18 protein-coding genes are annotated in these 17998 nt (G+C 68.0%); 8 read left to right on the top strand and 10 right to left on the bottom strand.

What is annotated here, in order from left to right:
• The first annotated feature begins 161 nt into the window (after positions 1–161).
• Positions 162–593, top strand: a complete 432-nt coding sequence (locus J3476_RS12445) for a hypothetical protein (RefSeq protein WP_207066783.1) — start codon at positions 162–164, stop codon at positions 591–593.
• Between the two features lie 15 nt (positions 594–608).
• On the opposite strand, the gene J3476_RS12440 is transcribed toward J3476_RS12445, so the two are convergent.
• On the bottom strand, positions 609–875 hold the full coding sequence (locus J3476_RS12440; protein WP_286182954.1) for a hypothetical protein: 267 nt from the start codon (positions 873–875) through the stop codon (positions 609–611).
• A 98-nt stretch (positions 876–973) separates the two neighbouring features.
• Between J3476_RS12440 and J3476_RS12435 the strand changes: the two genes are divergently transcribed.
• Complete coding sequence (locus J3476_RS12435) at positions 974–1555, top strand: DUF998 domain-containing protein (RefSeq protein WP_207066770.1); 582 nt, start codon at positions 974–976, stop codon at positions 1553–1555.
• Here the strand turns inward: J3476_RS12435 and J3476_RS12430 are convergent.
• From J3476_RS12430 to map, 5 genes are all read right to left on the bottom strand, one after another.
• The gene (locus J3476_RS12430) at positions 1544–1762 is read right to left on the bottom strand and encodes a hypothetical protein (protein ID WP_207066781.1); all 219 of its coding nucleotides are present in this window, start codon (positions 1760–1762) and stop codon (positions 1544–1546) included. The two genes, J3476_RS12435 and J3476_RS12430, sit on opposite strands and share 12 nt — an antisense overlap.
• 38 nt (positions 1763–1800) lie before the next feature.
• Entirely contained in the window at positions 1801–2877 is a 1077-nt protein-coding gene (locus J3476_RS12425; RefSeq protein WP_207066769.1) for a diguanylate cyclase, read from the bottom strand.
• 365 nt (positions 2878–3242) lie between these two features.
• Complete coding sequence (locus tag J3476_RS12420; protein ID WP_207066768.1) at positions 3243–3734, bottom strand: DUF427 domain-containing protein; 492 nt, start codon at positions 3732–3734, stop codon at positions 3243–3245.
• Between the two features lie 87 nt (positions 3735–3821).
• A complete protein-coding gene (locus J3476_RS12415) occupies positions 3822–5132 on the bottom strand; it encodes a hypothetical protein (RefSeq protein ID WP_207066767.1) in 1311 nt (436 codons plus the stop codon).
• A gap of 137 nt (positions 5133–5269) precedes the next feature.
• Positions 5270–6049: a type I methionyl aminopeptidase gene (map, locus tag J3476_RS12410; RefSeq protein WP_207066766.1), complete on the bottom strand. Its 780-nt coding sequence runs from the start codon at positions 6047–6049 to the stop codon at positions 5270–5272.
• A gap of 89 nt (positions 6050–6138) precedes the next feature.
• On the opposite strand from map, the gene J3476_RS12405 reads away from it, so the two are divergent.
• Both J3476_RS12405 and J3476_RS12400 read left to right on the top strand, forming a co-directional pair.
• Complete coding sequence (locus J3476_RS12405) at positions 6139–6405, top strand: helix-turn-helix domain-containing protein (RefSeq protein ID WP_207066765.1); 267 nt, start codon at positions 6139–6141, stop codon at positions 6403–6405.
• Between the two features lie 109 nt (positions 6406–6514).
• Positions 6515–7969: a peptide MFS transporter gene (locus J3476_RS12400; protein WP_207066764.1), complete on the top strand. Its 1455-nt coding sequence runs from the start codon at positions 6515–6517 to the stop codon at positions 7967–7969.
• Positions 7970–7978: 9 nt separating this feature from the next.
• Here the strand turns inward: J3476_RS12400 and J3476_RS12395 are convergent, their stop codons facing one another.
• The gene (locus tag J3476_RS12395) at positions 7979–8863 is read right to left on the bottom strand and encodes an NYN domain-containing protein (RefSeq protein ID WP_207066763.1); all 885 of its coding nucleotides are present in this window, start codon (positions 8861–8863) and stop codon (positions 7979–7981) included.
• Positions 8864–8942: 79 nt separating this feature from the next.
• The gene (locus J3476_RS12390) at positions 8943–10595 is read right to left on the bottom strand and encodes an alkaline phosphatase D family protein (RefSeq protein WP_207066762.1); all 1653 of its coding nucleotides are present in this window, start codon (positions 10593–10595) and stop codon (positions 8943–8945) included.
• Between the two features lie 690 nt (positions 10596–11285).
• Here J3476_RS12390 and J3476_RS12385 point away from each other — a divergent pair.
• Positions 11286–14132, top strand: a complete 2847-nt coding sequence (locus tag J3476_RS12385; RefSeq protein WP_286182950.1) for a M4 family metallopeptidase — start codon at positions 11286–11288, stop codon at positions 14130–14132.
• Here the strand turns inward: J3476_RS12385 and J3476_RS12380 are convergent.
• Complete coding sequence (locus J3476_RS12380) at positions 14112–15110, bottom strand: alpha/beta fold hydrolase (RefSeq protein ID WP_207066761.1); 999 nt, start codon at positions 15108–15110, stop codon at positions 14112–14114. The genes J3476_RS12385 and J3476_RS12380 overlap by 21 nt on opposite strands.
• Positions 15111–15203: 93 nt before the next feature.
• Between J3476_RS12380 and J3476_RS12375 the strand changes: the two genes are divergently transcribed.
• A complete protein-coding gene (locus tag J3476_RS12375) occupies positions 15204–15905 on the top strand; it encodes an AzlC family ABC transporter permease (protein ID WP_207066760.1) in 702 nt (233 codons plus the stop codon).
• Positions 15898–16224: a branched-chain amino acid transporter permease gene (locus J3476_RS12370; RefSeq protein ID WP_207066759.1), complete on the top strand. Its 327-nt coding sequence runs from the start codon at positions 15898–15900 to the stop codon at positions 16222–16224. The genes J3476_RS12375 and J3476_RS12370 overlap by 8 nt, the downstream gene beginning before the upstream one ends.
• 3 nt (positions 16225–16227) lie before the next feature.
• Here the strand turns inward: J3476_RS12370 and J3476_RS12365 are convergent, their stop codons facing one another.
• The gene (locus tag J3476_RS12365; RefSeq protein WP_207066758.1) at positions 16228–16851 is read right to left on the bottom strand and encodes a TetR/AcrR family transcriptional regulator; all 624 of its coding nucleotides are present in this window, start codon (positions 16849–16851) and stop codon (positions 16228–16230) included.
• A gap of 103 nt (positions 16852–16954) precedes the next feature.
• Here J3476_RS12365 and J3476_RS12360 point away from each other — a divergent pair, with 103 nt between their 5' ends.
• Positions 16955–17983 carry a Rieske 2Fe-2S domain-containing protein gene (locus J3476_RS12360; protein ID WP_207066757.1) on the top strand — a complete coding sequence of 343 codons (1029 nt, stop codon included), beginning with the start codon at positions 16955–16957 and terminating at the stop codon, positions 17981–17983.
• The last annotated feature ends 15 nt before the right edge of the window (positions 17984–17998 follow it).

Genomic DNA, 17998 nt, shown 5'->3' with positions numbered 1-17998 from the left:
ACCAAACGGGGTCAAGCCCATTACGTCGGGTGAAGTGTGACTTTTCGCCTTCGTTGATGAATGACAGTGTTTCGGCTGATGCGTGACAGTTGTTTCGGCTGACCCTTGACACTCCCTGGATGAGGGAGTTGAGCGTGGCTGAGCAGCGGTATCAGGCTGTGTTGGCGGTGATCAGCGATGGCTTGTCGATCTCGCAGGCCGCCGCGATAGACATGGATCACGGTCGAATGCTTGGCGGAGGCCAGATGACAGAGACGAATGCCCGGCGGCGAGCGTTGGGCGGAATCGCGGCGGCTGCGTGCGTCGTCGGTGTCGCGGCGGCTTGTTCCGGCGGTCAGCCGCCGTCAGCGGCGACTGAGCAGACGAACTCACCGAAGTCTGGGCCGGCGACTCTCGTCATGCCCGCACTGCAGTGCATGGACTGGACCGAGGCGGAACCACTGTTGCGCGACGCAGGGTGGCATGGCGCGTTGCAGAGAGGCGAGGATGTCACCAACTCCGCCTGTCTGCCGAAACAGATTGGCTGGCAAGAGCCGTCGCCGGGGGAGGTGATCCCCACCGATGCCCCGATCAGTGTGCGGTTCGTGCCCTGATCAAGTGACCGCCGCTTACTCGCAACCGGTGCCGTTGCCGTCGCGGTCCAGGCCGTAGATGTCGGTGCCGACCACGGTGACCGGACCGGAGACATACGACGGGCCGTTGCCGCTGCCGCCGGCGCAGTCGACGTCACTGTCGATGGGGACGCACGCCCCCGAGTAGTTCGGGTCGCACGATGATCCAGGCTGCAGCGGAACGGGGCTCGGGGCGGCGTACGCTGCCGGTGCGACGGCGAAAGTGACCGCAACGGCACAGGTCAGCACAGTGAATCTAGCCACGGCGGCAAAGCTTAGTTCAACTATCAAGATCAGTGGGTAAGGTTGCGGAATCCGGCGACTCACCTGCCACTCGGCCGGTGAAAGGACCTGGTTTGTCAATGGCTTCGATACGTGCCGCCGCAGGAACGTGGCTGGTCGGTGCGGCGGTCTACCTGACCGCCGAAGCGGTGACGGCAACCGGTATGGAGAGTTACAGCTACCTCGACGACTACATCAGTGAGCTCGGCGTGTCCGGACTGATGAACCGGGCGTTCATGCTGCACGGCGTGCTGTTCTTGATCGGCGCCGTGCTGGTGGTCCGCAGCGTGGGGCTCGGCTGGATGGGGCGGGCCTTCGTCGTCGCCGCCGCGGTGAACGCCCTCGGCAACGTCGGCGTCGGCGGCTTTCCCAGTGGTACCGCAGCACACGTGATCGGTGCGGGCATGGCCATCATCGGCGGCAACGTCGCGGTGATCCTGGGCGCCCTCGGCAGCCGCTCGCTCGGGGCGGGGCAGTGGTTCCGGCGGGCCGGGGTGGCCCTCGGCGCTGTCGGGCTGCTGTGCCTCGCTGTGCTGGTCATCGACGGCGTCAACGGCGCCTCGCTGCCGGTGGGGCTGGTCGAGCGAGGAGCGGTCTACCCGATCATCGCGTGGGAGCTGCTCGCCGGCGTGACGATCCTGCGGGCCCGCTCAGTCGTCTGACAGCTCGGGTTCATTGTCGCGCGCCGCGGTGCGCATGCCGTCGCGGATCTCGAATGCATCGGTTGCGAACCCGCCGACGGCGGTCGCGACATCTCTGACCGCGCCGGTGATGATCGACGCCACCTCGCCCACGGTCGACGCCCCGGACTCGACGATGTCCTGGGCGGCGTCCTTGAAAATCTCCACCCGACTGAGTCGCTCGGCCATGGGCTCAGTGTGCCACAGCGCCTCGGCAGGCGGCGAGCTCACGACGCGACGCTGGCCCGGTCGCCGCCGAGCCTCTTGGCCGCGTACATCGCCGCATCGGCTGCGGCGATCTGGCCCGCGAGGAGTCGTTCGATGTCGGGCTTCGACAACCGTCCGGGCCGTGCCGTGGCCACCCCGACGCTCGCGGTGACTCCCAGAGCCCTGCGCTTGATCGCCGCGCAGATCTCGTCGCCGACGTCGGCGATGGATTCACCCTCCTCGGCGCACAGCGCGATCAGGAATTCTTCCCCGCCGGAACGGCAGATCGCTGATCGCCGCGGGAACAGGGTGTGCAGCACCGCGCTCACCACGCCCAGGATGTGGTCGCCGGCGGCGTGGCCGCTGACGTCGTTGACGCGCTTGAAGTCGTCGAGATCCACCATGGCGGTGATCAGAACGGCGCAGCCGGCGTTGTCGTCGAGCAGCCGGCACACCTCGTCGAGGAATCCGCGCCGGTTCAGCAGCCCGGTCAGCGGATCGGTGTTCGCCCGCTCGACGTAGTGGGTCAACGCCCACGCCATGCTGCGGACCGCGATGGGCACCGCGGTGTTGAGCAGCCAGAGAGTCCAGAACGCCGAGAGCGCCACCGGCCAGCCGACGTCGTCGGCGATGCGCACCGTCAGCACCGCCCCGGTGGCGACTGCCAACACGACATTGGCGGTCATTAGCTTGACGCTGTGGAAGAACGCGAGATAGGCCCCGGTTATCGCGAAAGCGGTGCACGACAACGCCGGTACGACGGTTCCCGGGCCGGCCACGGACCATCCGGCGACACAGAGAACACCCGCGGATACCGCGACGATGGACTGGCGCCGGGTCGGCCAGCGGGTCAGCCAGAAGAATGTCATCCCCAGACCGACCGACGCCGACGCGGCGCACACCAACACGGTGGCCAGCGCCGGCGCGCCGAACGACAAGAAAATGCTCGAGGGGACCAGCGCGGAGGAGAACGCGACGAACGCCATGATGTTCTGGGTGGATCGGACCATGCCGTGGTCGCGCAGGAACCACGTCATCCGGACGAACTGATCGGGCTGCCGCCACCACGACCACCAGCGTTGAGTCGCTCTGCTCACCCCCGGCATGGAGTCTGCGCGATACGCGGCGAGCCGCCCCCCTGACATTTGCTCACCGATTCATTAGAAGCCGTCGGCTCTGTTTGCACGCACGATTGCCGAGAATGGTGCCCGCGATCGAACCGTTCCCCGACAGTCTCCCGCGTTCGGAACCCGGAACTCGGGGGCGGTCGCTGTCATCGTTGATGCTGGGCTGGCAAACCTTCGATCACTGCGAAACGCCGCTGCGCCACTGTGCGGGCACAGCGCCACGGAGCCCTCGCATCGCCTGACTCTGATGGCAGACGAGGTTGCGCCGGTTGGCGTTGACGCACGCCTGCGCCATTTGCTGGCCGGAAGGTCGCGGAGCTACCCGTCTGCCGGGTTCACCACCCCATCGATCCCGGGCCGCCTTTGAACGGACCGGCGATCCAGCTCGTGATCCATCCGCCGTAGAAGCCGCCGGGCTGCGGGATCACGGTCTCACCGTTGACGGTGCACCGATCCACCAGTGAGGCCATCACGGCGACGGCCCCGGCGATGTCGGCGAATCCGGGCGTCGGGTTCAGATAGGTCCACCCCGCGCGCGACGCCTCGGCGGCAGGCGTCACCAGGTCGAAGTAGCTGGCCTGGCCTTTCCACTCACACCACGACGAGCCGCTCGCCGGTCGCAGGACTCCGTCCGCGAAACAGTCGCCCGGCAGGTAATACGTTGGCGGGTGGCTGGTCTCGAGCACTCGCCAGGCCCGATCCGTGCTGGCGATGACCTGCCCGCCCAACTCGACAGTGATCGATCCGGCGAACTTCTCCAGCCGTGGCGGGCGAGGGTAATCCCACACCGACTCCTGGTGCTGAAGCGGCTTGTCGGGTACCGGCATGCCCCGATAGTAGGGACTCGTAGCGGTGTGAGCAGCAGCGTCAGCGTCGTCGTTCGACTTTGGTAATGACTTGGTGCGCGGGCGAACTCACTCGCCGGAAGCGGTGTCGCCGGCTTGGGTGTCTGCGCCCGTCGAGTCAGAGTCAGCGTCGGTCGTGACCTCGCTACCGGTGCCGGTGTCACCGGTCTCGGCGTGCTCGGTCTCGCCGTCGGCCGACGCGTCGCCGTCATCGAGGGCCTCGTCGATGATCTCGTCCAACGTTTCGTCGGCAGCCTCATCGGTCGACTCGTCGACATCGGGGACGGTCTCGCCGGATTCGTCGGCGGCCGGTTCCTCGACGGGAGCCTCCGTGTCCTCGGCGACCTCTCCGGCGTCGTCGACGACTTCCTCGGTCACCTCGCCGGTCTCCTCGCCGGTCTGCTCGGCGTCGCCCTCGGTGGGCGTCTCCGGGTCGGCGACCTCACCGGCGACTGCGCCGGCGCCCTCGGTGGCCTCAGCAGTGTCGGCGGTCTCGGCCGCCTCTGTCTGCTCGGTCGCCTGGGTGTCTTCCGCAGCTTCGGTGGTGGGGTCGGCCTCGCTGGCCGCCAGCGTGACGGCGACCTCTGTCGAGTCCGCGGCGAACGGAAGCGGGAAGTCGGGCAGCGGCGGCAGCGGAATCGGGAACCAGCCGAAGTCCAGCACGTACTGGATCTCGCTGACAATGCCGTTGTAGACGCCGGAGACGGCGGTGTTGATGATGTCGCCGATGCCGGTGACCCAGACCCCCAGATCGAGCGGGTTGTTGACTACCGGGTCGAGGAAGTCGTAGACGAAGCTGTCCACGACGGGGAGCACGAAATCCGGGTACCAGATGTAGATCTGGTCGGAGATCAGGTAGCCGAACGGCACCCAGTTGATCAGCCAGGGGCCAAGTTCCAGGGATACGTAGTTCGCCCAGTACCGGGTGACGGCGTAGACGTCGTTGATGATGTCGGACGCCGCGTTGAGCACCACCGGGTCTTCGCCCGGTTCTTCCAGCGCCGCTACATCCGACGCGGGATCGCCGGGATCATCGGGATCGGCGGTGCTGCGCGCGACGGCGGGGGCGCGGTGGACCTCGTCGGCGACGTTGGCCGCCGGCAGCGCGGCCGCCAGTGCGTGGGATCCCTCGTCGGTGCCGAGGCGGATCGTGATCTTGCCGTGGCCGGGAGCGGTCGAAACGTCGCGGATCAGCTCCAGAGCGGCGCGCACTTCTTCGTCGGAGACCGGAAGCGCCGTGCTGTCGGCGGTGAACGCCACCGGCGGGAGCACCTCGATGGTCCGCATCGACGAGGGGAGTACCGAGGGCGTGAAAGCCAGCGCGCCGCCGGTCAGCGCCGCGACGCCGGCGGCCAAAACCGCACGTCCGGAAACCTTCATGGCGATCCCCACCTACCGATCGATAAACCCGCCCACGATGAACTTACCCGCCTACCAGTCGATTCTCAGGATTTCGCCGGTGACGGGGCGGCGTGTCGCGGACCGATCCGTGACACGCGCCGTCAGATTCGTCGAACTCATCCTCGGTCGCCCCGGCTCTCGGTGAGCACCTGGGCTGGTCCGTCGGTGATCGCGACGGTGTGCTCGCTGTGGGCGGTGCGAGAACCGTCGGCCGAGCGGATCGTCCATCCGTCCGGGTCGTAGACGATTCTGTCCGTGCCCGCGGCGAACCAGGGTTCCAGCGCCAGGGTCATGCCGGGGAGCAATTTCAGGCCACGGCCCGCGCGGCCGGTGTTACAGACGTGGGGGTCCTCATGCATGGTGCGTCCGATGCCGTGACCGCCGAACTCGGTGTTGACGGGGTAGCCGTACTCGGCGGCGACCGCGCCGATCGCGGCCGAGATGTCGCCGAGTCGGTTGCCGGGCCGGGCGGCGGCGATGCCTGCCGCGAGCGCGGCTTCGGTCGCGGCGACCAGGCGCCGGTCCTGCGGTCGGGCGGTGCCCACGATGACGCTGCGCGCGGAGTCGGCCACCCAGCCGTCGATGGACACCGCAATGTCCATCTTGAGCACGTCGGCGTCGCGCAGGACGTAGTCGTGGGGCAGGCCGTGCAGGACCGCGTCGTTCACCGACAGGCAGATGACGTTGCGGAAGGGTCCGCGCCCGAAGGAGGGGGCGTAGTCCCAGTAGCAGGACTGCGCGCCGCGGTCGGAGATGAGCGTGCGGGCGCGCTGTTCGAGCTCGAGCAGGTTCACTCCCGGTTGGGTGCGCCTGGCAAGGTCGTCGAGCAGGTCGGCGATGAACGCGCCGGTCACCCGCATCGCAGCGATCTCCGACGGGGTTTTGAGTTCCAGCACCGGGGTCCTTTCGTCGAGAACCGGTATGAAAATACCAGCCTAGTCGGAGGTGTCGGTATTTTCATACCGGCGCAGGTAGGCTGATCGCCATGGTTCGACTTCCGCTGACCGCAGAGCAGCTCGCCGCGGGGAAACGCCTCGGCGCGCAGATCCGGCAGGCGCGAGGGGATCTCACTCTCGGGGACGTCGCGCAGGCCGCGGGGATCTCGCCGGAAACCCTGCGCAAGATCGAAACCGGTCGGCTGGCCACCCCGGCGTTCAGCACCATCGCCGCGCTGGCCCGCGTGCTGCCGCTGTCGCTCGACCAGCTCGCCGAGACCTGCCTGGCGCGGAACGACCTGGAGAACACCGGCTGAACGCCGGAGGGAATCGGCTGAACCCTGGAGAACACCGGCTGAACGCTGGAGGGAATCGGCTGAACGCCGAGTCCGCATATTCACCGCCCAAACGGGGCAAGGTAAGGGGATGACGACCCGCGAGCGCGGCGAGACGCGCACCGTTTTCGGTCACCCGATCGGGTTGACCAACCTCTTCGGCGTCGAGCTGTGGGAGCGGTTCTCGTTCTACGGGATGCTCACCATCCTCGGCTACTACCTCTATTACTCCGTCACCGACGGCGGACTGGGCCTGCCGCAGAGCACCGCCACCGGCATCGTCGGGGCCTACGGCGGGCTGGTGTATCTGTCCACCGTGCTCGGCGGCTGGATCGCCGACCGGCTGCTGGGCATGGAACGCACCGTCTTCTACGGCGGCGTGGTCGTGATGATCGGCCACATCGCGCTGGCCGTCCTGCCCGGGCTGACCGGCGTCGGGGTGGGCCTGGTGTGTGTCGCACTGGGGTCGGGGGCGCTCAAGGCCAACGCCTCGTCGCTGCTGGGCACGCTCTACGAGAAGGGCGATCCGCGCGCCGACGGCGGCTTCACGCTGTTCTACCTCGGCATCAACCTGGGCGCCTTCACCGGCCCGCTGATCACCGGCCTGCTGCAGACCCGCATCGGGTTCCACTGGGGCTTCGGCGCCGCGGCGGTCGGGATGGCGCTCGGGTTGGCCCAGTACGTGTTCTTCCGACGCAACCTCGGCGAGCACGGCCGGCATGTGCCGAACCCGTTGCCGCGCAGCGCCGTCACCCGAACGATCGCCGTCGTCGTGGCCGGGCTGGTGGTGATCGGCGTCGCTATCGCGCTCGGCCTCATCACGCTGGCCAACCTGTCGCAGATCACCACGGGCGTCATCATCGTCGCCTCGATCGGTTACTTCGCGATCATGCTGACCAGCGATCAGGTCAGCAGCGGGGAACGGATCAGGGTGCGCGCGTTCATCCCGCTGTTCATCGCCAACGCGGTGTTCTGGTCGCTGTTCCAGCAGATCTTCACCGTGTTGGCCGTCTACTCCGACGAACGGATGAACTGGTCGATCTTCGGCTGGACCGCACCGTCGAGCTGGATCGGCTCCATCGAACCGGTGTGGATCATCGCGCTGTCACCGCTGTTCGCGATCATGTGGACCAAGCTGGGGAACCGGGCGCCCACCACGCCGCGCAAGTTCGCCTACGGCGTCATCGGCATGGGCCTGGCGTTCCTGTGCTTCGTGCCGTTGGCCGGCATGTCCGGCGCCACCGTGCCCGCGCTGCTGGTGATGGCGATCATGGCGGTCTTCGCGGTGTCAGAGTTGTTGCTCTCGCCGATCGGGTTGTCGGTCACCACCAAGCTGGCGCCCGAGGCGTTCCGTGCGCAGATGATGGCGCTCTACTTCTTCTCGGTCGGCCTCGGCACGGCCATGTCCGGTCTGCTGGCCGGCTACTACGACGCCGACCGTGAAGTCGCCTACTTCGGCATCCTGGGCCTGATCGCTGTCGTGGTCGGGGCCGTGGTGTTCGCCATCGCCCCGTGGATCAGCCGGCAGATGGAAGGGGTGCACTGAGCGCGGCGCTCAGCTGTCCTCCCGCAGCCTCACCATGTGCGTCGTCGAGCTCTCGTCGAGCTCGACCACGTCGGACCGGGACCGCAGGAAATCGCTGAAGGACTTGCAGCCCAGCGACTTCTCGCTGAACGACGGATCCATCCGCTTCATCTGCGCCTTGACCGCCGAATTGTGCAGCCAGTCGGCGTCGTCCTTTTCCATCCCGATGCGCAGCGCGCGGGTCAACAGACCGGTCGCCGCCGTCTGTGGGTCCGGCGGCTCGGTGTTGGCGCCGGACGTCTTGGTCCGGCGCGTCCGCTTCTTGGGTGCGGACGTGCCGTCGGTGGACGGCGCCGGCTCGAACACCGGGATGCCGGGCAACGCGTCGTAGGTGACGAACTCGTCGCACGCCGAGGCCAAGGCGCGGCTCGACGCCCCGGCCACCCCGATACCCACCACGTAACGGCCGAGCCTCTTGCAGCGCTGAGCCAGCGCGATGTAGTCGGAGTCACCGGCCACGATCACCACGTGGGTGAGATCGGGCAGGCGGAACATGTCCTCGACCGCGTCGACCGCCAGCCGGATGTCGGCGCCATTCTTGCCGTACGCCGCGGCGGGGAACAGCTGCACCAGATCAACCGCGCGGCCCACCAGTTGGTCGCGGTAACCGGCATTGACGTCGGCCGACCAGTCGGCGTAGGCGCGGGTCAGCACCAGCGTGCCGAAGGACGAGGCGAAGTCGATGACCGCACCGACGTCGACGGTGGCGCGCTTGAGCCGCTCGGCGTGGTCGGCGGGCTCCTTGGCTTTGTCCTTCTGGAACGAGTTGCGGCCATTGACCTGGTCGTAGCGCGAGATGACGATGTTGTCGAAGTCGAGATACACCGCGACGCGGGGCGAACCGGGTTCGGTCATGGCCACCAGTGTGGCCCATCGCCGGCCCTCGACGATCTCGAACCGCTGGCGGACATGCCGATGCCCGACGGGATCGCGGTCACGATCGAACCGGTCGAGGTGGCGGCCGTTCAGCGGTGAGGGCGACCTCGGCGACGACATCGAGCTGGCAGTTGTCGTCGGGCTGCTCGAAGATCACCTCCGCGCGCCGTCCCGCCGCACGCAGCGTGGCGATGGTGTTGCCGAACAACGGCCCGCTGAGGTTCTGCCACGACATCGGCAGCTCGGGGGAGCCGTGCCGGCGGGCCCAGCGCCGCGTCACGCGAGACACCTTCGGCGACCATCCGGTCTTGAACACGGGCTTGAGAAAGCCGGGCACATAGTTGTGCACCGGCGAGCAGACCAGCTGATGCACCGGGGCGCCGCCGGTATCGGTGAAGTCGGCGCGCGCCGCGTAGCTGTGGTGGACGTCGCCGGAGAGCACCGACACGGTCGCCGGGGCAGGCTCGGCGCCCGCCGACTCGGCGAGGGCGGCGCTGAGCCGCAGGAAGGAATCGGTGAACGCCGGCCAGTGCTCCAAATCGGCGCCCTGGCGCAGCTTCTCGCCCAGCCGGCCACGGAGACCGCCGCGGCTGGCGGTGCGCTCGTTGACCGACTGCAGGTCGGCGATGACCGGCGGCATCAGCCAGGGCAGCGACGTCCCGATCAGCAGGTGGTCCAGCGACTCCCGCCCATCGTTCATCTGGTCCTGCACCCAGGCGAACTCGGTGTCGTCGAGCATCTTTCGGTCACCGCTGTCCAGCACTCGCGAGTTGCGCGAGTCCACCATGACCAGGCGATTGCGGCCCAGGTCCCAGCGAAAGCTGAACCGAATGGCCTTCTCACCCCCGACCTCGGTGTCTGCGCGATCGGCGAGCTGCTCGAGATATCCCCAGCAGTCCCCGTCGATGGCGAGGACCTTGCGGAAGTCCTCGTCGATGGCCAGTTCCTCAGGGCTCAGATTCCCGAGGTGCTGATACACCCAGTACGTGGCGAGCCCAGCCCGGATGCGGTCACGCCACCAGGGTTTGGCGTTCACCTCGGCGCGCCATGTGGCCGAGGTGTTCCAGTCGTCACGGATGTCGTGGTCGTCGAAGATCATCGCAGTCGGCACCGTGGACAGCACCCACCGAATTTCCGGGTCGCCCCAGGTGTGCTGATAAAGACGCTCGTACTCGGTGAAGGTGACGACCTCGTCGGCTGGTCGCCCGTGCATCCGCCGACGGTGCCCGGCCAGGTTGCGGCGGGCGTCGGGGGTCAGCTCGTCGGCGTAGACCTGATCGCCGAGCAGCAGCAACGCATCCGGCCACTCGTCGACCGGCAGCCCGGTCAGGCGGGTGGCGTAGCAGTCGAGGGCGTCGGCGCCCAGCTTGGCGTCGAGCTTGTCGTCACCGGTCTTGGGGTAGCGGCAGGACCCGAACACCACCCGCAGTCGGTCGGTGGTCTCCGGGCCGCGGGTCCGGATCACGCTGGGCGGGAACTTCGACTCCGCTTCGGGCCAGACTTGTTCGCCGTCCACCAGCACCTGGTACTCGGTGACCGTATCCGGGGTCAGGCCTCGCACCACGACCAAGGCGTAGTGGAAACCCGAGACCTCGAAGGTGCGGGCAGAACATCCGAGCACCTCGACATCGGCGGCTTCCTCGGTCTGCACCCAGACGACAGCCGTCGTCTCGGAGACGTGGCGCAGGACCGGGCCCAGAATCAGTGGCACCCGGCCCACCTTAACGCGTATGCGGCGGGCTCACCGCCGGCCTGTACTCCGCGGTCGTGACCGGCCCCGACTCTTCTTGGGCGCAACAGCCCGTCTGCCCGCGGCCAGCCCCTATTCGTGGGGCAACAGCCCGTCTGCCCGCGGCCAGCCGCTATTCGTGGTGGACGAATGAGCCCGTCTGCCCGCGGCCCCCTATTCGTGGTGGACGAATCAGCCCATCCTCCAGCGAGCTGCCTCTGTTGAGTGCAAACCGTCCGGCTTTCCCAGCTCCGTCCACGCCGAGCCGAGTCGAGCCGAACGCAATGTCAGCCTGAGAGCGTCGCTACGGACATATGTCCTCAGCGGAGCTGTCAGCCTGACATTGCGTTCTGCGCATGGTGTGACGGCGGCTGACACGGGCCGGTAACGCGACGTCGAGTGATCGCATACCGGCCGCGGGCGGCGACGCGACGCCGAGTAATCGCATGGCAGCCACGGGCTGGTGACGCGACGTCGAGTGATCGCATACCGGCCGCGGGCGGCGACGCGACGCCGAGTAATCGGCCGGAGAGCCTTCGCGGGCCAGTTTCGCGGTGGTAATTTGCCTACCAGGCATTTCGACCACGCGCATCGGCTCGGATTGCATGACACGGGGGGTTCGACGTGGTCAACTGCGTTCACCGACGCGCATCGGGCGGCACGGCGCGGTGGGTGTCGGCGGCGGTTCTGCTGACCTTTCTGGGTGTGGGTCCGGTCGTCGGCGAGGGGGTTGCGGCAGCCGCTCCATCCGACACCGCGGCGCAGTCCGGGAACACCCCGTCAGCAGAGTCGAGCGACGCCGACAGCGCTTCGGACGACGCAGCTGCCGAAGACGATGCTGCCGAGGACGATCCTGCGGACCACGCCGCCGAGGGCGCTGCTCCTGAGGACGATGCTGCGGATGACGCCGTGGACTATGACGCTGCCGAGGGATTCGTTGGCGAGGACGATGCTGCGGGCGACGACGATGCCGACGGCGCCCCTGGTGGGGACGGCTCCGGCGAGGAATCCGGCCGACTGGACGACACGTCGGAAGCCAGTGACACCGGCGACGTCGACGGTGCCGCCGGAGTCGGTGACGCCGCTGCCGAGACCTCCGACGAGCTCAGCCAGCACGCCGACGACACCACCACCAACGGCGTCGCCGAGGACACCACCACCGAGCGCGCCGCCGGCCGTGCGATCGCCGCGGACGTGGCCGCGGAGAGCCCCGGGAGTGACTCCGGGCCTGAACCGCGCACCGTCGACGGCGCACCGGCAGAGCAGAAGCGCAGCGCTGAACTGACGGCGATCGCCGAGCACCTCAGCCTGCCGGACGCGACCGAGCAGCCGGCCGACAAGCCCTCGGTTGCCGTCGAGACCGCCGCGGTGGCGCCGGCCCGCAGCGTGCGCAGCATCGTGGCCGCCCGACCGGTCACCGTCGACAGCATCGTCACCGACCTGCTCACGTGGGTCGGTCTCGGTCCGGCGGCTCACGGTCTGCCGCTTCCGGCGACCCCGGTCTCGGCGCTGGTGGAATCGCTGTGGCTGGCGGTCCGCCAGGCGCAATACGTGCTCAACAACCAACGGCCCACCGCCGACGTCACGGTCTCCGGTCCCGGACCCGACGGAGTGGTCACCGGAGCGCTCAGCGCCGTCGACTACGACGACCTCTCCTTGACCTACACGGTCACCGCCGCACCGACGAACGGGCGCGTCGTGCTCGACGCGTCCGGCGGCTTCACCTACACACCATCGCTTCCCGGTCGCGCTGACCAGTTCACCGTCACCGTCGACGACACGGTGGGCAACCCCGTGCACGTCCATGGATTGCTCGGTCTGCTCGGTATCACCGGTCCCACCGAGGTCGTCGTGCGAATCGCCGGAGCACCGACTGCGAACCCCGTCCAGCTCGCCGAGTTGCGCACCCGCGACGGTGTCACTGTCGGCGTCACCGACGGCGGCGCGGTCCGCGTCATCGAGGGGCGGTTCACCGATCAGGTCGTCAGCGGCGCCGCCGACGCCGCCGCGGTGCTCAACGGGCTGGCCCCGCTGCTGGGCGCAGCCCCCGGGTTCGCCGCCGCGGCCGACATCGACACCGACCGGGCCGGCGTGGGCCCAGGCGTCGAGAATTTCTACCACTACACCGAAACCCTCGGCGACGTCACGGTTCTCGGCAGCGACATCATTCTCGTCACCGACGCCGACGGGCTGGTCACGAGCCTGTTCAACAACTACGTCGGCCTCGGCGCCGCGTTCGACGTCACCCCGGACGAAGGTGTCGACGAACACGACGAGGTGTCGCTGCTGGCCGGCGCCGCGTACCTCGGCGCCGACGCCGACGGCGAAGCCCTGCAGACCTTCCTGGCCCAGACCGACGTGACCACCGCGCTGGTCGTCTACGCACTCGATCAGCAGGCCGATCCGGAGCTGGCCTGGCAGGTGGTCGTGCGGTTCTCCGATACCGGGGATCTTTCGCCGTCGGCCGTGACCTACGTGGTCGACGCCGACGGAGGTGATGCGGGCAGCATCATCGTCACCGTCACGTCCGGGCAGGGCGCCAGCGTCGACAGCGTCGCCACCGACTGGCTCGGTGAGTCCCGCAGCATCACCGTCGACCGCGGCGGCTGGCTGTTTCCCAGCTACACCATGGTGGACGACACGCGCAACATCACCACCTACACCACCTCGTATCTGTTCTTCGTCGGCGGCCCCGTGCTGCCCGGGCGGGTGGTCAAGCGCGGTTGGCTCGGCTGGAATCGTGGTGCGGTATCGGCACATGCGAACGCCGCGGCGGTGTACGACTTCTACGAGGACGTGTTGGGGCGCACGTCCTTCGACGGGGACGGAGCTCTCGTCGAAGTCAGCATCCGTTACAACCCGATCAACACCTACCGCGCGTTCGGCTACGCCAACGCGTTCTGGGACCCCACCCGCCAGCAGTTCGCTTTCGGTGACGCCGGATACCTACAGGCGTCTCTGGATGTGGTCGCCCACGAATTCACCCACGCGGTCGTCAGTTACGTGGTCGGAACGGGTGGCTCGGTCCTGGATTACGGCGAGTCCGGTGCGCTCAACGAGGCTTACGCCGACATCCTCGGGCTGCTCGTCGAAGGCAAGAGCGGACCTGGACGCTGGCTGATCGCCGAGGATTCCGACTACGGGATCATCCGCAACCTTGCCGACCCGACGTCGGTGAGCAGCGGACTGGGGCCCTACCGCGACCACTACGACACCCGCTACACCGGCACCGGCGACGACGGCGGAGAGCATGTCAACAGCACGATTTTCGGCCACGCCGCCTACCTGATGATGACCGACGCCGCGACCGCGGGTGTCTCCGACGAGGCGTGGGCGCGGGTGTTCTACCACTCGCTGTTCCGGCTCGGCAGGTCCGCGGTCTTCGCTGACGGCCGCGCCGCGGTGCTCAGCGCCGCGGCGGCACAAGGGTTCTCCGTGGATCAACTCGACGCGATCCGGTCGGCGTTCGACGATGTCGGGATCGCCGGGCCGGCCGAATCAGTGCTGCTCGTCGCCTGACCGGTCCACCAGCACCGCGCCGTCGGGTCGCGCACCGAGGGTCTGCAGATCGAGCTCCGTTCCCGCGGCGGTGAGCCGGATGATCTCGGCCACCTCGCCGGGTGCGTCGCACTGCACATAGTGGTCGGCACCGGGCACCACCCAGTAGCGGTTGCGCCCCGGCTTGGGCTTCAGGTACTCCTGCCAGACGTGGTTGGCCACCCGCAGCGGCGCGACACCGTCGTGCAACCCCCAGATCAAGGTGAGGTCGACGTCGATGTCTGACAGGCGCTCCAGCCACCTGGTCTCGTCGGCGGCGCGCTCGTGCAGGTAGCGGATGGTGTCGGGCAGCACCGCGGTTCCGTCATCATGGGCGAAACACAATGCCAGTGCCGTGATCTCGGGGTTGTCGAGGTCGCGGCGGGGCATGAAGGTGGTGGCTCCGAGCCCCGCCGCCAGCAATTCCGGGGTGGTGGCCGCGGCGGTGGCGCGGCCGGTCTCGTCGTCGAGCAGGGCGACCTGGAAGGCCGTCAGGTTGGCCAGCGGCAGGTAGATGTTCGCGTTGGTCATGAACACGTCGGCGGGCAGCGGTCCGTCGGGCCGGTCGGCCAGCATGCCCAGCGTGATCATCCCGACGCTGCTGCCCCGGTCGTGGGTGATCATCCGGTAGTCGGTGAGTCCCCAGCGCTCGGTGATGGCGTGTACCAGCAGCCGCGCGTCGTCATAGAGCGAGTACGCATACGGCGCCCGCGGCTTCGCCGACAGGCCGTAGCCGGGGAAGTCCACCATGAAGAACTCGAACTCGCCGCCGAGTTCACGCGTCAGCGCGTGGTAGTCGATGCTCGACGTCGGGAATCCGTGCACGCAGACCAGTGCCGGTGCGCCCGGGGTGCCGCAGCGCCGGGTGAACACCTCCACCTCGGCACCGTCGTTGGCCGGCGTCGTCGACCGCCACGTGAACGAGGTTGCCCCGCTGACCCATTCCTCGAAGATGCCCACCACTCACCTCAATCGTTGCGTTGCGGCCAAGCTAGCGTCTTCGATGTCGCCGCACCGGCGATCTCGCCCATTGATCCCGAGGAGGTGGAGCCCGTGCCGACCGACCCTGCGCGACGGCATTCGACCCGGGAGGTGCTCGCCCTCACGGCGCCTGTCGGGTTGGCTTTCATCCCCCTCGGGATGGCGCTGGGCTTCCTGGTGGTCCATGCGGGGCTGGCGTGGTGGTGGGCGCCGGTGTTCGCCGCAGTCGTCTACGCGGGGTCCCTGGAGTTCCTCATGGTGCATCTCGCAGCCACCGCGGCGCCCCTGGCCACGGTCGCGCTCACGACGCTGATCGTCAACTCCCGCCACGTGTTCTACGCGTTGTCGTTCCCGCTGCACCGTGTCCGCGGCCGGGCGGCCAAGGCCTACAGCACCTACACGCTGTCCGACGAGGCGTTCGCCGTGGCGGTCAGCCCGGAAGCCCGCACGTGGACGACGCGGCCGCTGCTGGTGATGCAGGTGAGCCTGCACCTGCTGTGGGTGACCGGCGCCGCGCTGGGCGGTCTGGTCGGCGAAGCGGTCCCGATCGAACGGCTGGTGGGGTTGGAGTTCGCGCTGACCGCACTGTTCATCGTGCTCGGCATCGACGCCTACCGTCAGCGCCCGGACCCGGTCACGGCGATGGTCGCGGCACTGTCGGCGGTTGTGGCGTGGCTGCTGGTGCCCGGTCAGCTGCTGGTGTGCGCGTTCGCGGCGTTCACGGCGGCGTCGCTGGTGCGGATGCGGTTCACCCGGGGTGGCCGACGTGCCTGACAACCGATACATCGCGGTACTGGTGCTGGTCAGTGCCGCGGTCACCTGGGCACTTCGGGCGCTGCCCTTCGCCGCGTTGGCGCCGCTGCGCAACAGCCGGGTGGTTCGCTACCTCAGCGTCCACATGCCCGTCGGCGTCATGGTCATGCTGGCGATCTACACGCTACGCACCGTGGCGGGCGACACGGTGCGACAGCTGATCTGGCTGTCCGTCGCGGTCGCGGTCACCGCCGGGCTGCACCTGTGGCGCGGCCGGGCCCTGTTCAGCATCCTCATCGGCACCTGTTGCTATGTGACGTTGATGTCGCTGTGGGCGTGAGGGCTATGGCGTGGGCTGAAGATAGGCCACCAGCGCGTTGGTGAGGCCGCGCCGGGCCACGTCGAGGTCGGCGTAGGAACCGAGCTGACGCTCGGACACCAGGCCGCGCATCGCGCCCGGGATGAGCGCCGCGACCTCACGCACCCGGTCCGGGTCGACGTCCAGGTCCGCGAACGCGTCGGCGCAGATCTGCAACCAGGACTGGCCCCACGAGAACAGTTCGGCCGCGGTGCGCGGGTACAGCCGCTCCAACTCGGCGTGATCACGGGGCAGCGCAGCGCGCAGATTTTCGATCGCACGCGAATCCGGTTCGGCCAGGCCGTCGTACAACGTGTCGATGATGCCGGCGACCCGGTCGCGCAACGGCGCAGCCTGGTCGATCGTGGTGAACACGTCGGCGCGGCGTTCGGCCGTGCGGTGCAGCACCGCGGCCCAGAACCCGTCGGCGTCGCCGAACTGGTACTGCACCGCGCCCCAGGTGGCGCCGATGTCCTTGGCGATGCGGTTGGCCGACACCGAGGCGGGGTCGCCGGATGCCAGCGCTCGCAGCGCCGCCTCGAGCATGTTCTCGCGGGTCGCCAGCCCTCGACGATTGGGTCGCCGCACCGACGCCGCCACCTGGCTCATGCTGGCAGGATAGCCGGTCGGTCATCGTTTCGTAGAACCCACTATGGTTTTTTCATTGACTGCTCTATCATTCTCCCGACGTCGATCCGCGAAGGGATAGTTGATGGCGAGACCGCCCCTGTCGATGAAGCCGACCGGATGGTTTCAGGTCGCCTGGTCGGACGAGATCAACGTCGGTGACGTCCACACGATGAAGTACTTCGACCAGGAGATGGTCGCCTGGCGTGCCGAATCCGGGCAGCTGACGGTGATGAACGCCTACTGCGAGCATCTGGGCGCGCACCTCGGTTACGGCGGCACGGTCAAAGGTGAAGTGCTGCAATGCCCGTTCCACGGCTGGCAGTGGAACCAGCAGGGCCGCAACGTGTGCATTCCCTACGAAGACCGCCCCAACCGGGGCCGGCGCATCACCACCTACCCGGTGGTCGAGCGCAACGAGTCGGTTTACATCTGGCACGACATCGAGAACCGCGCACCGTTCTTCGACGCCCCTGATGTGTTCTCCAGCTTCGGTGACGGGACCTCCGCGGCGGACTATTACCCGCAGCAGCGGCTGTTCCGGCAGGGCCTGGAGATGCATCCGCAGTACGTGCTGGAGAACGGGGTCGACTTCGCGCACTTCAAGTACGTGCACAACACCCCGATCGTGCCGGTGTTCACCCGCCACGACTTCGACGAACCGGTGTCCTATGTCGACTTCACCATCACCTTCGAAGGCGACGACGGCCAGAAGATCGAAGATGTCAACAGCGGGGTCGAAGCGATCAACGGCGGCCTGGGCATCGCGGTGACCAAGAGCTGGGGGATGGTGGACAACCGCACCATCTCGGCGATCACCCCGGTCGACGAGTCGACCTCCGACGTGCGCTTCATGGTCTACATCGGCCGGCCCGCCGAGCAGTCGGGCCGCGACCCGGTGCGGGCCGAGGCCAAGGCCCGGGAATTCGGTGACGAGGTGATCCGCCAGTTCGCGCAGGACATCCACATCTGGGCGCACCAGCGCTATTCCGACCCGCCCGCCCTGGCGAGCTCAGAACAAAAGGGTTTCACCGCCATTCGGCAGTGGGCGATGAAGTTCTACCCCGACGGCAAGGGCGGAAGCGCCGCCGAGTTGGCCGCCAGATCGCAATGACCGCACAGGAAGGGC

This window comes from Mycobacterium sp. PO1, from assembly GCF_017312405.1.
GTDB lineage: Bacteria > Actinomycetota > Actinomycetes > Mycobacteriales > Mycobacteriaceae > Mycobacterium.
The sequence above is the reverse complement of the archived record's forward strand: the minus strand, read 5'-3'. Positions and strand labels throughout refer to the sequence as shown.